Here is a 15,463-nt window from a genome sequence, read left to right on the forward strand (position 1 = left end):
TCTAATCAATAGTTACCTTACAAATACAATAAATGAATACACATATCATTTTCAGTCAATAGGAAAAGGATGCTATACTAGCTAAACAAGAAGCTATCTCCTGTTTGTAAAATTTTTCGCAAAAATATGGCTGAATTTGTGAAAGAAGAAAATATAGGTTTAATGATAGTCTATTATGTGAGGAATGAATATGATTTTAGATATTTTAGAAGAGCAAGACAAGTATGTCTTATTACTTGCTAAATTACTTGAACAACATAATAACGAACTACTAACTGACGCACATATATGCGAAACTTTGGGGATTTCTAGATTTCGAATGGAACATTATCTAGAAGAACTAGGTCATGTATTATCAGAAAAAGAAGTCTCTTTTAATAAAAAAGGTGAAGCGCTTTACAGGAAGCTCACCATGGGAGACATTGAATGCTTAAAAAATGTTCTGGTGACTCGTTCTAAGAAATTTAAGCTTCTTCATTATATAATTGAAGGGAACAGCAGTATAAGAAAATTTGCTAGAGATGAATTTTTGAGTCTCTCCCAAGCGTATCGAAAGCGGCGTGAACTCAACACTTTTTTTGAAGAAGAATTTGGACTAGTGATTGATGGCATGAAGATTAGAGGGGGCTCTGAACTTCATATTAGAAACACGTTGCTTACTATTTATTTTTTTTATTGTAGTGGTTTCCCTTCTCCTTTCTCAAAAAAAATCAGAACATATGCAATGAACATAGAAGGATTTCTTTTGACAAATTTAGCACTTCGCCTGACCAGGACTTCAAGAGAAAAATTAGAACTGTTTTTATGCTTACATTATAGTAGGGTGCACACGGACAATGTGCTTAATTCTGAAGAATCAGGGTACATTCAATCGATTGCGCTGATCGAAACGAGCTATTTTGAAGAGTTGAATCACTATGTTGCAAAGGAAGTTAGTGATACAAAGGAATTATATTTTTTAGATACCTTTCTATTTTTTAATATTTTTAAAACTGGCATGCCCCTTCAACTAGGTGAGATTTCCACGCAATTAATGGATCAGTTTGCTACTATTTTTACAAAATATATAAAAAATAAGACGCTTTTTTCTGATGAAATAAAACAGAAATTAGCACTACTAATTTCTAATTGGTTTATTTTTACAAGTGAAGCAACTTCATTTATTGATGAGTTTCAAATAAATTATTTTAGTGAGATGTATCCTGCTTTCCATGCTATTGCCTTTGATTTTGTTGACACCACATGTCGACATCTGCAAAATAGGCAAGTGAGCAACACGCAGCTGGTTAAATATTATTACGATTTAATTTTTATGCTAATTGAGACGGTTCCTATAACTGAAATCGAGCAGCCCATCAAGGTTTGTATAGATTTCTCACATGGCGAGTCGTATAACTCATTTATCGAAAAAAACATCCTATTTTATAAAGATTTAAATATCGAAGTACAAAGATACAATGATATGAATACAGATTTGTATCTAACGGATAACTTTCAATCCACACTCCGAGCAAAACAAATTGTTTGGAGAGATCCACCTACCCCGAATGACTGGTCTTATTTTGCGGATGTCGTTTTAGAATTGAAGAGGGATAAGCTTGAAAAAGAATAATTGGACTTTATTTATACTTATTATTTTCTTTGTTTTCGGCCAATTTGAATTGGCTACTCTGCCTACAAGAGGGTTTAAGGCTATTTTTAAAGACGAATCGTTTGCAAGTCTAAATAGCAAAAAGTACTTCCTACAAAATAACATCTTGTGGCGTTTACAAGAAATACCGGAAAATGCTTCTGGTATCATCGAACCTGGTAAAAAAGAGGTTACTTATGTCTATGAAAAAATAAATATCAAGTCGTTGAAGAAAAAGAAAAACAGTCTGTATTCCAAAGAAAACAAGGTTCTGAGTTTTCAAAGGAAGACTTCTTTTGGCAGCAATAGTCACCGGGAAGAAACACATGCTGTTAGTGATTTGATGCGAACATTAAGTGGCAAAATTCTTTATGGTGAGTATGCAGGAAAAAAGAAAACAAACAGCTTCTTTTAGAGTGGAGGCTGCGACTATCTCCATACCGTACTTTTTAAGAAAGTGATAAAATTATTTTATTTTGAAAAGAGGTTGGGACAGAGGCGGGTTAACTCCGAGAACCGGATAGGTAATGTGTAACATCAGTTCATGCTTTGTTGTGTTTTACAGCAATATGAATGAATCTTCAACTCTAGCATGTCTCATGCGTAGAAGTTGCTGAGAACGGAACAACATCCTTCAATTCTTAAGGTGCTTCACCTTTAGAGATTGATGAGATCGGAGTCTTTTCCGTGCTTACTATTTATTCGGATAAAAGAAGTTATGTCCTAAGTCCTTTTTGTTATTTATCTAGTAAGAAAATTCCACACTTGTCACAACTTCTGCTTGAACGGTCAGCACATAAAAATAGAAGCTAAGTTAGCTTTCTTTGAATGAATGTTAGAAATGCTATCAAAAAAATAGAAATATGACACATAGCTGTCGTATTTCTTTTGCTAAACTAGTAGATACAGATTAGTAGCTGTGCTATTATCTTAAATATCAGTGCCTATAGGGGCGAAAGGAAGGTTATATAATGGAAAAAGCGGCATGGATGATTTCGTTTAAGCTTAAGGATGGGGTTACAAAAGAAGATTTTATAGAGGCGACAAGAAGGTTACATGATAATGTTTTGTCAAAGCAAAAAGGGTTCATTTCTTGGGAGCAGTGGTTAGACAAAGATACATGGACTGATTTTGTTGTTTGGGAAACAATCGAGGATGCTCAGTCAGCAATGACTGCAGGAAGTGGCAAAGAGGAAGCAAAACAGTTTTATGCAATGTTACAAATGAAAACTTGCTCTATGACGACGTCAACATTTGTTAAAAAGTATTAATTTACGTAGGTTTCAAACGCAATTACATAGAGCAAAGAAAGAGCTTTTCGTAAGTGAATCAAAAAATGGAATCGTTTTCACGAGGTAGAGTGTATGAGACAAAACGATTGTTTTAAATATTTACTATTCGAGCACCCATACTAAGAAAAGCTATTTGGAGGGAAAAAGAAAATGAAATTATCTTTTGAATTATTTGTAGAAAGTACGGCAGAAAAAGTTTGGGCATATTATGAAGATATTACGCTTCGTAAATTATGGGAAACAGATTTAGAAGAATACTATTTGGCTGGTGATTTTGTGACTGGAACAAAAGGAACCATGAAGTTAACGGGTATGCCAGCAATGGACTTTGAATTAGTTTCAGTTATCAAAAACAAAGAATTTATTGATTGTACACCTACGCCTTTTGGAGATTTAGTATTTGGTCATGAATTAGAAAAAGTAGCTAATGGGATCAAAATCAAACATTCCTTAGAAATAAAGAATACACCAGTTAATGAAGAAAGTATTGCGACCTTAAACAAAATCTTTGATGATACAACAGAGGCCGTTTTTAAAATCAAACAAGCCGTGGAGCAATAAGTTTGTGCGTCTAATTTTTTAGCTGACGATTACCACATACTAGAGAGTGGTTAAACAAGATTAGCCAATTATTAAGTAGTTTCTTGAAACTATGATATGATTGAGATAGAAAAAGGAGGCTAAATTTTATGATAAATGAACAAGAGAATAACCAACCCGAAAGTAAACAATCCGATTTATTTACAGAAAAAATGATAGGTACGAGAACAATCATTCTTTCTGGGGAAATCAATGAACAGATTGCCAAAGAAGTTTGTAGCCAATTGTTGTTGTTGGAGTCAATCAATGATGAGCCCATTAATTTATTTATCAGCAGTAATGGTGGTCATGTAGATTCAGGTTATTTAATTTTTGATATGATTAATTTTATCAAACCTAAAGTAAATATTATTGGTTCCGGTTGGGTAGTTAGTGCAGGCGCTTTAATTTATCTTTCAAGTGAAAAGGAACGCCGCTATTGCTTGCCAAATACGCGTTTCATGATTCATGAGCCTTCAGGTGGCACGCAAGGACAATCTAGTGACATGCAAATTACGGCAAATGAAATCTTGCGTACACGCGAAAAAATCAATCAATTGATTGCCAAAGAAACAGGGAAAGATATCGAGAAGGTAAGAAAAGATACAGCCAGAGATTTTTGGTTAACTGCTGAAGAAGCGTTAGAGTATGGGATTGTTAACAAAATAATCAAAGAACGAAGTGAAATTAAGTAGGTAGTTTCACTTTTAGACTCCTAGGATAGACAGAGTTCTGAGCCTAGGATTTGTAGAAGGAAATCAGTAGTTTGGATTTTGACTGTACGAGTCAGACTAAACCAAAAGAAACGGTTCATTTGGTACAGTGCTTCTCCTAACAACTGGGACTATCAGTAGCCGCGACAACAGTTAACTCAGCTGGGGTCGCGTGTTTTTTATATTCTAGACGAGCACTCTAATGGGTTCAAGTACAAGAAAATAAGTTAAAAAATGTGGGTATAAATAGAATAGTTTGGTGAAAGAAGTCAAGCTGATAATAAAATGATTTGGTTGGATAGTTTAAATAATAGGGAGGGATATCATGAGTAAATATGAGCAACTATGGAAATATCTAGAAGAAGGACAAGAGGTGGAATTATCTTTAAGTTATGAAGAAATTGAAAAAAATTTGGGCGTTCCAATTGATCATTTAATCGGGGCTATAGTTAGCGGCTATGAAAGTATCTACTAAGTTCATCCAAAAAGCGCTCATGGGGAGCGCTTTTTAGATGAGCCAGTCTGTCATTTAATTCTTACAACTTTTATAAAAAATCATTTTATAGTAGAGGTACGCAAATTTCACACTGATCGACTTTTATCCTTTCGACTGCATAACGCTCGATAATCGGTCGCTGAACATCAAAGGACTGGCCTTGACTAGCTAGCTCAGAGAACATCGTTTGCATGGTTTCTCTAATCGCGTTCTCTGTATGATCAATAGTAAAGATAGCATATTTGCCACTGGGTAAGACCGCTTTATTCATCATCAGCTGTTGAGTTTCTTCAAAAGCTTCGACGACTAACGCCACGTCATAACGGCAATCTTCTGGTTTGGTGGTTTGAGGATTATCCCATGTAATAGCTAGGATGACAGATTGGTCATTCAGTAGTTCTTTATTCGCTAACCATTTTTTAAAGTCTTCCATCAAATTTTTATTTTCTACACCATAAGCGCCAGTTCTTCTCTTATAAATCAAATTTGTTTCAGAAATTTGTTTAATGTTCATAGCTTCTCCTTATATAAACAGTAGTCCATCGATGTCTGATTTCAGAATATATCGAGTTAAAATTTATTGCAACAAAACTTTTAAAATTGATCAATTTGTACAGACTGTTTAAGAGAATATCTTTCAGCTAAGTTCATCTGAAATAGCTGTTAAAACTGTACTGTATGTCTAGCTTAAAAAGAAACAATCATTTACTCAGTCACGTAAAATAATTGCAGGGTCGATTATTTACTTGTATCGTTTATTGTCTTGATATCTGCAAGTAGGGATGATACTATTAAATTAATGCCTATATTTTAGTAGATTTATCGTACATATTAGTCATTAAAAGCCTATTAAACAAAGGAACCGAGCATCTTATTTTTCTGTCGATATACAAAGAATGGAATTCGTCGGAAAACAATAAAATAATAATTATTAAAGAGCCAGACGTAAAGTCAGTCGGAGAGCCAATAATTGGAAGTAGCTAAACCTGCACCCATTGTTGGCTTATTTTGAAAGGAAAAGTAGTTTGGCCTATAAGGAGGGTAATAATGAAAGCAAATACAAAAAAGATAAACACAATAAGGAATGGCTTCTTAATTCTAATGACTGTAGCGTTTTTAATAACGTTAGTTGTGGATTTAGTAATCAATCGCAAACCGACCTGGTCAGTTATTGTTGGTAGTAGTTTAATACTATTAGGAGGGATTATCTCTCCATTAATATCAAGTAAGAACAAGCGAGTCCTGCGTTCAATTGCCGTATTTTCTATACTAATTATTCCTTATTTTATGGTGATTGAATGGGTCACAAATACCTATTTTTTGAAGATACCTATTTACTGGGTTCTTCCAATTGGTTTGCCAATTTCATGTATTTGGATTGCTTACTTGTGGCTGAACATAGGCATTAGGTATTTACTACATTGGAATGTTGGTTATTGTTTAGGTGTAGGTATTCTTTTAGCTATCCCAGCAGCTCTGGTTACCAATAATTTGGGCAACCAATTGAGTTTATTTGATAGTTCAGCGATGAATAGTGTTGTCATGATTAGTTTGCTAGTTTGTGGTATCGCAGGATTTGTCCTCGGTTTTTTTATACGTTCTCGAAAATAGAAGCGCTTTAAATTTTTCTGGATTTTTAAAGAATGCGTAGGCTGCTTGTTTACAGCTGGTTGTCTTTATTTAAAAATTGGATGAGTTCCAAAAGGATAAAAACGACAAATATTACAGATAGTTGTCCTATTCGTTTTGGTAGAACTAGGCTAACGGATGGCGAGTTGGCTAGTGATGCTTCTCGTGTCGCTTATTATCTTTGTTAAAAATAGTGGTGAAAAATTGGAAAGGAGGGTCTATAGATGAATCAGATTAATTTGTTTGAAGAACTTGGACAAACAGGGACCTCTTATATGAAGTTTGTTAAAGTTTTGGCCGCTGAGTCTGCATTAGAAGAAAAGACGCAACACTTGGCATACCTATCTGTTTTGACCGCAAAAGGGATGACGGATGGTCTTGATTTTCATGTCAAAGAATTGTTAAGGATTGGTGCAACTCGAGCAGAGATAAAGAGTGCGATTCTCGTGGCAATGCCAGTGATTGGGATGGGTGTGGCGCCAATTTTGAAGATTGCTCTTGAGATCTGTGATCAGTAAAAAGGTATCGTGATGAGTTTGCACAGCTAGGAAAAGGTATTCAAAAATAGTTAGTGAATTAGAGAAAGGTAGGTCTGGTTATGGGTGAGTTTTTATTGTTTGAAAAACGAGCAGATCTTCATGAATGGTTTCTTAAAAATGCAGAATCTAGTGAGGGTGTATGGTTGGTATTTAGTAAGAAAAAGGCAGTCAAAACGGTAAGCGCTCACGAAGCATTAGAGGAAGCACTTTGTTTTGGTTGGATTGATGGGCAAATGAAAAGCATAGATGAGACTTATTACCATAAATATTTTGCTCAAAGGTTGCCAAATAGTAAATGGTCTGAGAAAAACAAAAAACTGGTTCAAGAGCTAGATAAAAAAGGGCTAATTACAGAATATGGGCAAAAGAAGATTGATGAGGCCAAAGAAAATGGGCAATGGCAGAAATCAAATGTAATTGTTGTCAATGAGGAAGATATACAAGCGATTGAAGAACTGCTAAAACCTTATCAACAAGCCTATCAAAATTTTATGACCATGTCTAACTCAGTCAAGAAGACCTATACAAAAGCCTATATGCAAACGAAGACGGAGGACGGTAGAGTCAAACGGTTGAGCTGGATGGTGGACAGATTGAATCAGAATCTAAAACCAATGTAGTTTGTTTGATGGGTGAAACTGGATGTGAAAACTTATAGTCAGTAAGAAATTCCCGTTTAAAAAAATGGCGAGTATCTTAACAACAGGGGTATCGCACTTGTCTAGCAACAAAGGTAGACGCATAAAATAATCTGAAAAAGGTGCTTGCTGATGAAATAAAAACAAGAGAAAACAACTTAGAGCCATATTTTGAAAAGCTCGAATTTGATTTTTTTGTAGAAAAACTCAACCAAAGAGCGGATATTGAATGGTTATATCCTGTGAAAGAAGCACCATGGGGACAAAAATGTATCCGTTTTTATGATTTAGATCATCATTTAATTGAAGTTGCCGAAAATTTAAAGTCTGTCGTTGAAAGATTTCAAACACAGGGGTATTCCATAGAAGAAATAGCGTTGCGTATGGCTATTTCTGTGAAAGAGGTCAACTTAATAATCGAATAAATGTTCAAAATTCAAGCACCTTCATACATATTTTTAGTTATTTTAACTAAGATAAAGTAGGACTATAATTAGGTGGTACTTGTAACGGTTGTTATCTAAAAGGTATTTGCCTATCATTTTAGGAGGGAACTTGATAAGATGGAAGAAAGGGGGATCTGACGATGGCTAGAGCACGCACGAAAGAGGAGTTACTGAAACAGGGAGAGCAAAAGTTTGATGAGTTAATTGCCTTACTTGATTCTATCCCAAAAGAAAAGCGGAACGAGCTTTTTCAGTTTGGTGAGATAAAGGATCCTGCCGCACATTGGAAAAGAGACAAAAACGTAAAAGATGTCCTTATTCATTTATATGAATGGCATCAGCTACTTTTAGAGTGGGTGGAGTCAAATCAAAACGGGACTGAGAAACAATTTTTAGTAGAAGGGTATAACTGGAAAACATATGGTGAGATGAATCTGCTGTTTATCGATAAGCATTCGGAGACTTCGTTTGATGAAGCTTATGATTTATTCAAAGAGAGTCACACGAAGGTAATGACACTGGCAGATCAGTATTCTGATGAAGAATTATTTACTAAGAAGGTTTTCAAATGGGTTGGTGGAAGTTCTCTTGGTGCTTACTTTGTTTCTGCTGCGCCCAGTCATTATGATTGGGCAATAAAGAAAATAAAAAAACATAAACAGATAATCGAAAATTAGCGAGAGTTGCTGGGGAAGCCTGTTTACTTAAGGATTTAAGAGCAATCGTGTTTAATAAGCGTTTGTTCCCGCCATTTTTTATTGTGCCAGTTTTGTTTGTTGCGGTGACACCAACGATATTTATTTTAATTCTTCGCTTTACGCCCAGCTTTCAAGTAAATGTGGATCAATTACGCCAATTAGTACCGTCTATTGAATTTAACGATGGTTTTCAAATGAATATAATAAGATTTTTAATAAACTCAGTTTTACCTATCTTTTTTATTTTTATACCAGTTAGGACTTCATCAATTATGTCAGCAAGTTCTTTTGTAGGCGAGAAGGAAAAACGAATATTAGAGATCCTCTTATATTCACCACTTACTTTAAAAGAAATCTTTCTGTCAAAAATAGTAATTTCACTTATTATAAGTATGTTCATTTGCTTACTATCTTTTCTCTTAATGCTGTTAGTCTTTCAGATGGATCTAATGTTTCTGATGAACGAAAATGTATCACTTGATTTGTTCACCTGGCTAATCACGTTGCATCGAAATTATTCATAGAGGCTCTTTCGATGATGAATTAGCATCTTTGCTAAAATGGATTTACTTTTAGAAGATTTAGGATTGCAACGAGTTATGAGTTGGCATAGAGAAGTCTATTTAAATAATGCCAACCGTGTTAGAAAAGGCAAGTTGAAAACTATTTTAAGGTATTCGATAAGCTGACTGGGGTTCAATAATACGTTAGAACAATAAGCCAATAAAAACTTTCTCTTTCTGTAGGAGAGTTTTTATTGGCTTCATCTATTACTTATAGGCCGGATGATTTTTCTCGTAGGCTTGAATCTCATCTTCATATTGCATGGTGATACTAATGTCATCTAAACCATTCACCAGTTTTTCCTTCCAAGTAGCGTCTATTTGAAATGGATAACTAGCCTCTTGTGTGTGAATTTCTTGTTTAGGCAAATCAATGGTGATTGATTGTTGAGCGGTCAACTGGCTTAAAATTGTCCGGATTTCTTGGTTCAAGCGAATAGGTAACAGCCCGTTTTTTAGCGCATTCATATAAAAAATATCACTGTAGCTACCAGCAATGATGACTTTAAATCCATAATCTTGAAGGGCCCAGGCAGCATGTTCACGAGAAGAGCCAGAGCCAAAATTTTCACCAGAAATCAGAATGGTCGCTTGTTGTCGTTCAGGTGCGTTCAAAATGAATTCGGGATTCGATGAGCCGTCTTCTAAATGGCGCCATTCGTCAAAAAGATGTTTGCCAAAACCGGCTTTATCGACTTGCTTTAAAAAGTTTTTAGGAATGATTTGATCAGTATCAATGTTGTCATTCATTAAAGGAACCGTTGTCCCTGAGTAGACGGTAAATTTTTCCATTATAGCACCTCCTTACGACTATCAACAAATTTCCCGTGAATTGCTGCTAATGCTGCCATAGCTGGGCTACACAGGTGTGTGCGTGCATCTTTTCCTTGACGCCCTTGGAAATTACGGTTCGAGGTGGAGGCGCAGTGCACCCCTTTAGGTACGCGATCAGGATTCATTCCTAAACACATGGAACAGCCAGGCTCGCGCCACTCAAAGCCAGCCTCAATAAATAGTTTATCTAGGCCAATCTTTTCAGCGGCCTTGCGGACAGGTCGTGAGCCAGGAACAATAATTGCGGTCACCTTGGGATGAACTTGTTTTCCGGCTACAATTTTGGCGGCCTCTTTTAAATCAGATAAGCGACCATTTGTGCAAGAACCAATGAAGACATAGCCGATAGGAATATCAGCAGGTGTTTGGTTCGGTTTTAATTGCATATAGTCATAAGCTTTTTGTAAATCAGGCGAGGTAATTGGTGGGAAAGTTCCATCAATTGGCACACCCATCTCAGGGTTGGTTCCCCAAGTGACAAAAGGAACTAGTTGATGGACATCCAAGCTCAGTTCTTTGTCATAAACAGCTTTTTCATCTGTGTATAATTCTTGCCAATCCTGAATGGCAGTCTCCATATCTTTCGGGGCATATTGACGATCTGAAACGTAAGCATAAGTTTTTTCATCAGGTGCAATCAAGCCGATTTTTGCGCCCCCTTCAATTGCCATGTTACAGATAGTCATACGTTCTTCCATTGTCAGAGCTTCGATTGTCTCCCCGTAGAATTCAGCTGCATATCCGACACCAAAGTCGGTCCCATACTTGGCAATTAAGGCTAAAATAATATCCTTTGCATACACGCCTTTTGGTAATTGTCCCGTAATCTTAATGCCCATGTTTTTTGGCTTATTTTGCCACAAAGCTTGGGTAGCAAAAACATGTTCGACTTCGCTAGTGCCTATTCCAAAAGCTAATGCACCGAATGCCCCGTGTGTAGCTGTGTGTGAATCACCACAAACAATCGTTTTGCCAGGCTGAGTTAGCCCAGTTTCTGGACCAACCATATGGACGATTCCTTGATGTTCGCTTCCATTGTCACAAAGCTGAACCCCAAATTCCTGACAGTTTTCTCGAAGGGTATCAATCTGTTTTTTGGCAATTAAGTCAGAAAAATTAAATATATCGACAGTCGGTGTGTTATGGTCCATAGTTGCAAAGGTTTTTTCAGGATGTCGAAGCGTTCGGCCAGCTTCTCGAATCCCCGAAAAGGCTTGAGGTGAAGTGACCTCATGAATTAAATGTAAATCAATATATAGTAATTGTGGCGCTCCTTCTTCACCATGGACGACATGAGACTGCCATAGTTTATCAAATAATGTTTTCCCCATATGTTTACTCCTTTAGATAAATTTATTCGTAGTTTGGTGGTTTCATCAATGACTAGTTTGTTTAGTAAGTAGTTCGTGTTATTTCTCGGATAATCGCTTCTGTAAATTCGTTTGTCGAAGATTCGCCACCTAAGTCGTGTGTGAAGATGCCCTTTGCTAGAACCGCTTCACAGCTATCTTCAATAAGCTTAGCGGCAGGCTCTTCTTCAAATGATTGACGCAACATCATCGTTAGAGATAGAATCATGGAAATTGGATTGGCGATGCCTTTTCCAGCAATATCTGGTGCAGATCCATGAATGGGTTCATAGAGAGAAGGACCACTCTCGCTGTGACTAGCACTCGGTAAAACGCCTAGTGAGCCAGGAAGGACAGAGGCTTCATCGCTTAAAATATCGCCAAAGAGATTTTCGGTGACTATGACATCAAAGGCAGTTGGATTTTGGATGAGCTTCATGGCAGCGGAGTCAACATATTGATGCTCTAATTGACAATCTGGATACTCTTTAGCGACTTCTTCAGCTGTTGTACGCCATAATTTACTGGAAGCAAGAACGTTGGCTTTATCTACTGAAGTCACTTTTTTGCTTCGGCCTTGTGCAATTTTAAAAGCCGTATGAAGGATACGCGCAATCTCACTTTTATTGTAACGTGCCGTATCATAGGCCATCGTTTCAGTTAATTCACGTGGTTCCCCAAAATAAATACCACTACTTAGTTCGCGCACGATAATCAGATTTGTTCCTTCGACAATCGCGGGTTTTATCGGTGAAAACTCAAGTAGGGCGGAGGAGACGGAAACAGGTCGGATATTTGCATATAAATTCAATGACTTACGTAAAGCTAACAACCCTTGTTCAGGGGTGTCGGCCATCTTCTCCCATTTGGGCCCTCCAATCGCTCCCAGTAGAATAGCATCGGCTGCTTGGCAAGCAGTTAATGTTGTTTGCGGTAAGGGGGCACCTAATTCGTCGATTCCTGCGCCGCCAAAAGGTTTTTTTTCAAAGGAATATGAGTGATGACAGATTGATTTGATTGCGTTAAACACTTTTAAACCACTGTCCATAATTTCTGGACCAATGCCATCTCCTGATAAAACAACAATTTTCTTATCCATGTAATGATTCCTTTCTTGTTCTAAGATTTAAAGTTATCCAATTTTTATTACGAATCATTAAATGGACTCCTTTGCCTGTTTTAAGTGGTTACTGGCTTGCACATAAGCTTTTGCAGAAGCTTGTAAGACATCAAAATCTACGCCAATTCCACGGAATTCATTGTTGGTTTCTTGATCTAAAAGAGTTACGTGAACTTCGGCTTGGGCATCTTCACCACCAGTTAATGCTTGGATCTCGTAGTCAGTTAGTTCAGGGGTTTGTTGGAATAATTCATCAATCGTATTATAAATTGCTTGGATGCTTCCTGAACCAATTTGAGAAGCTACTTTTGTTTCATTTTTCTCATCAGTAATTGAAATGATGGCTCCTTGATAACCAGTTGAGCTATAGTGAACTTGGACATTTGCTAGTTTATACTTTTCGGTTTCTTCTCTATATTGATCAGCTAGTAAAGCAAGTAAATCTTTATCGGTAATCTGTTTTTTCTTATCTGCCAATGCTTTAAACCGCTTGAAGGCCTCAAGACTTTCTTCCTCGCTTAGTTGATAACCGAGTTCTTCTAATTTACTAGTAAAGGCATGGCGTCCAGATAATTTACCGAGGGGCAGTGAATTTTGTTTGACGCCAACAAGTGTCGGTGTAATAATCTCATAAGTTTCTGGATTTTTTAGGACACCATCTTGATGAATTCCTGATTCGTGCGCATAAGCATTATCGCCAACGATTGCTTTGTTTTTAGGAACTGGAATACCAGAGAGGTGCGAGACGAGCTCACTAGTACGTTTGGCTTCATTTAGAACAATTTTAGATTCACATGGATAAAAATCTTTACGAATCGCCAAGGCTAAAGCAACTTCCTCAAGCGCTGTATTTCCCGCACGTTCGCCAATGCCATTGACGGTTCCTTCGACTCGATTGGCGCCGTTTTCGATTGCTGCCAAAGCATTTGCTGTCGCCATTCCTAAATCGTCATGACAGTGAGAAGAGAAGATAATTTCGTGTTCACTGTGGCTATTTTCAATCAAAAATTTAAAGAGCTGGCCGTACTCGCTAGGACTTGAATATCCAACTGTATCTGGGATGTTGATGATTGTTGCGCCTGCGTCAATCGCTGTTTGAACGGCTTCTAGTAGAAAGTCTTTTTCGGTACGTGAGGCATCCTCAGGCGAAAATTGAACCTTTTCAAATAAACTACGCGCATAACGCACATGCTCTGAAATCGAGCCAAGAACTTCTTCTCTTGTCATTTTCAATTTGTATTGCATATGAATCTCACTAGTCGCTAAGAAAACATGAATCTGCGGATCGACGGCATCTTTTAGGGCTTCGTACGCACGATCAATATCTTTTTTCTGGCAACGAGCTAAACCTGTGACGGTCATTTTTTTGATGGCCTGTGCAATCGCTTGGACTGCTTCAAAATCCCCAGGGGAGGCGATAGGAAAGCCTGCCTCGATGACATCTACTCCCCATTTTTCTAATTGAAGAGCAATCTGGACCTTCTCCTTGGTGTTAAAATTTACACCGGGCGTTTGTTCCCCATCTCTTAATGTAGTGTCAAAAAATTGAATCTTTCTCATATTTGTTCCTCCTCTTTTTTTCAAAAAACGGGTATAAAAAAAGCACTCCATCGGAAAAGAACCACTTTCTTTTCCAATGCAATGCGAATAGGGACTTTATGAAAAAATTTTCAAAAAAGTCCCAGTTATAATAATAAAGTTGTGTTGAAATATGTAATTGGCTTCATCATAATAAATCACCCGTTTATTGTCAGAATTTTTTGAAAATTGTTTCATTCATCGTATAAGAAAAACAGAAGCTTGTCAACAGGAAAATGAAAAAAATGAGAATTAGTTTAATTATTAATTGGAATTGGTTTTGATTAGGCTTTGTATTGACAATTTTCATAAGTCTATTATTAAATTAAAGGAGGAAGACAAAGTTTACATATGTCACAAACACACGCAAAAAACAAAGCAAAATTCAAAAATTTGCTTTGTTTTTATTTGATTATTTAAAGAGAAAGAGTCGTTTGTTGGAACTTAAAAAGTCCTCTTTTTGCCTAGACTTTTATCGAATGGGAAAGCATACCTCGGTGAGAAACTTTTCTTGTTTCGGTGTAGTTTTAGGAGAAATATGATAGATATTCATGATTTCACCATTTAGAGTGTAGTCGTTTTTGATCATCCAAGTGGCCATTTCTTCATGTATAGCTCTTAATTGTTGATAGTCTCCTTGATAGGCTACAACGGCCACTTTAGTAGCAGGCATTTCTTTACATTCAACATTATCACTAGTTTCAATCTTCCTGTCGATAGACTTTTGCACCTCAACATCAATAAGCTCCGAAGTATCGTTTGAGTGAATGATAGCCACATCAAATGTGGGGATACTATATTTGACATTGGTACGCAGAGTATATTCATCCAAGGCTTTCCATAGAACCCCTTCTTGATGGTAATCAGAAATAATTCCTCGATAACTAACGACTAGTCGCTTAGGAATCTCTTTTACAATAATACTGTAAGTGAGTGGATTTTTTCTTTCATTTAAGCTAGTGATTGCATTCCTTAATAAATGTATCTGTTGCTGAAGATTTTTCTGTTCTTCATACTTTCTATTCAGTTGTGATTCGATGTAATTTTTGAGTTCTTCTTCATTGTGATAATCGTTTAATATTTGTTTGATATTGGGTAAGCCAAATCCCATGGTCTTTAATAGTTGAATCTTATTTGCATAAGGAATTTGTTCTTCTGAGTAGTAGCGATAACCAGAGTCAGCATCAACCTGAAGAGGTTTCAATAAATCTATTTCATCGTAATGTCGTAGCATATGAATACTTATTTTTGTGAATTTTGAAAAGTCACCAATTTTTAGCATATGTCTATTCTCCTTATAAACTCCTCTTTATTATACATCAAATCTTAAGACTGTCATTTATCTGAAATAGTATTTTT

The 15,463-nt window shown here is 36.6% G+C and carries 17 protein-coding genes and 1 pseudogene; 12 read left to right on the forward strand and 6 right to left on the reverse strand.

What is annotated here, in order from left to right; genetic code table 11:
- The first annotated feature begins 190 nt into the window (after positions 1–190).
- The 6 genes from IGI37_RS05515 to IGI37_RS05540 all read left to right on the forward strand — a co-directional run bounded on the left by IGI37_RS05515 (position 191) and on the right by IGI37_RS05540 (position 4,689).
- Positions 191–1,612, forward strand: a complete 1,422-nt coding sequence (locus IGI37_RS05515; protein ID WP_438760442.1) for a helix-turn-helix domain-containing protein — start codon at positions 191–193, stop codon at positions 1,610–1,612.
- Positions 1,599–2,045 carry a hypothetical protein gene (locus tag IGI37_RS05520; RefSeq protein ID WP_438760443.1) on the forward strand — a complete coding sequence of 149 codons (447 nt, stop codon included), beginning with the start codon at positions 1,599–1,601 and terminating at the stop codon, positions 2,043–2,045. The genes IGI37_RS05515 and IGI37_RS05520 overlap by 14 nt, the downstream gene beginning before the upstream one ends.
- 556 nt (positions 2,046–2,601) lie before the next feature.
- The gene (locus IGI37_RS05525) at positions 2,602–2,901 is read left to right on the forward strand and encodes a hypothetical protein (RefSeq protein WP_438760444.1); all 300 of its coding nucleotides are present in this window, start codon (positions 2,602–2,604) and stop codon (positions 2,899–2,901) included.
- Between the two features lie 171 nt (positions 2,902–3,072).
- Positions 3,073–3,483 carry a polyketide cyclase gene (locus tag IGI37_RS05530; RefSeq protein ID WP_438760445.1) on the forward strand — a complete coding sequence of 137 codons (411 nt, stop codon included), beginning with the start codon at positions 3,073–3,075 and terminating at the stop codon, positions 3,481–3,483.
- Between the two features lie 128 nt (positions 3,484–3,611).
- Entirely contained in the window at positions 3,612–4,196 is a 585-nt protein-coding gene (locus IGI37_RS05535; RefSeq protein WP_438760446.1) for an ATP-dependent Clp protease proteolytic subunit, read from the forward strand.
- Between the two features lie 343 nt (positions 4,197–4,539).
- Positions 4,540–4,689, forward strand: a complete 150-nt coding sequence (locus IGI37_RS05540; RefSeq protein WP_438760447.1) for a hypothetical protein — start codon at positions 4,540–4,542, stop codon at positions 4,687–4,689.
- Between the two features lie 85 nt (positions 4,690–4,774).
- Here IGI37_RS05540 and IGI37_RS05545 read toward each other — a convergent pair whose 3' ends face one another.
- The gene (locus tag IGI37_RS05545) at positions 4,775–5,224 is read right to left on the reverse strand and encodes an AraC family transcriptional regulator (RefSeq protein WP_438760448.1); all 450 of its coding nucleotides are present in this window, start codon (positions 5,222–5,224) and stop codon (positions 4,775–4,777) included.
- Positions 5,225–5,757: 533 nt separating this feature from the next.
- Between IGI37_RS05545 and IGI37_RS05550 the strand changes: the two genes are divergently transcribed.
- From IGI37_RS05550 to IGI37_RS05575, 6 genes and pseudogenes are all read left to right on the forward strand, one after another.
- Positions 5,758–6,321: a hypothetical protein gene (locus IGI37_RS05550; protein WP_438760449.1), complete on the forward strand. Its 564-nt coding sequence runs from the start codon at positions 5,758–5,760 to the stop codon at positions 6,319–6,321.
- A gap of 242 nt (positions 6,322–6,563) precedes the next feature.
- A complete protein-coding gene (locus tag IGI37_RS05555; protein WP_438760450.1) occupies positions 6,564–6,857 on the forward strand; it encodes a carboxymuconolactone decarboxylase family protein in 294 nt (97 codons plus the stop codon).
- An 80-nt stretch (positions 6,858–6,937) separates the two neighbouring features.
- Entirely contained in the window at positions 6,938–7,498 is a 561-nt protein-coding gene (locus IGI37_RS05560; RefSeq protein ID WP_438760451.1) for a YdeI/OmpD-associated family protein, read from the forward strand.
- 140 nt (positions 7,499–7,638) lie between these two features.
- The gene (locus tag IGI37_RS05565; protein WP_438760452.1) at positions 7,639–7,941 is read left to right on the forward strand and encodes a hypothetical protein; all 303 of its coding nucleotides are present in this window, start codon (positions 7,639–7,641) and stop codon (positions 7,939–7,941) included.
- 161 nt (positions 7,942–8,102) lie between these two features.
- The gene (locus IGI37_RS05570) at positions 8,103–8,639 is read left to right on the forward strand and encodes a ClbS/DfsB family four-helix bundle protein (RefSeq protein ID WP_438760453.1); all 537 of its coding nucleotides are present in this window, start codon (positions 8,103–8,105) and stop codon (positions 8,637–8,639) included.
- Between the two features lie 41 nt (positions 8,640–8,680).
- Positions 8,681–9,184, forward strand: a pseudogene (locus IGI37_RS05575) (ABC transporter permease subunit); the annotation flags it as partial.
- A gap of 246 nt (positions 9,185–9,430) precedes the next feature.
- Here IGI37_RS05575 and leuD read toward each other — a convergent pair.
- From leuD to IGI37_RS05600, 5 genes are all read right to left on the reverse strand, one after another.
- A complete protein-coding gene (leuD, locus tag IGI37_RS05580) occupies positions 9,431–10,015 on the reverse strand; it encodes a 3-isopropylmalate dehydratase small subunit (protein ID WP_438760454.1) in 585 nt (194 codons plus the stop codon).
- The gene (leuC, locus tag IGI37_RS05585; RefSeq protein WP_438760455.1) at positions 10,015–11,388 is read right to left on the reverse strand and encodes a 3-isopropylmalate dehydratase large subunit; all 1,374 of its coding nucleotides are present in this window, start codon (positions 11,386–11,388) and stop codon (positions 10,015–10,017) included. Before leuC ends, leuD begins: the two co-directional genes overlap by 1 nt.
- Before the next feature lie 61 nt (positions 11,389–11,449).
- Positions 11,450–12,505 (reverse strand): 3-isopropylmalate dehydrogenase, encoded by a 1,056-nt coding sequence (leuB, locus tag IGI37_RS05590; RefSeq protein ID WP_438760456.1) that lies wholly within the window; start codon positions 12,503–12,505, stop codon positions 11,450–11,452.
- A gap of 57 nt (positions 12,506–12,562) precedes the next feature.
- The gene (locus IGI37_RS05595; protein ID WP_438760457.1) at positions 12,563–14,086 is read right to left on the reverse strand and encodes a 2-isopropylmalate synthase; all 1,524 of its coding nucleotides are present in this window, start codon (positions 14,084–14,086) and stop codon (positions 12,563–12,565) included.
- A 490-nt stretch (positions 14,087–14,576) separates the two neighbouring features.
- Positions 14,577–15,386 (reverse strand): MerR family transcriptional regulator, encoded by an 810-nt coding sequence (locus IGI37_RS05600; protein WP_438760458.1) that lies wholly within the window; start codon positions 15,384–15,386, stop codon positions 14,577–14,579.
- Between the last annotated feature and the right edge of the window lie 77 nt (positions 15,387–15,463).

It is taken from the genome of Enterococcus sp. AZ194 (assembly GCF_051713825.1).
Lineage (GTDB): Bacteria > Bacillota > Bacilli > Lactobacillales > Enterococcaceae > Enterococcus_K.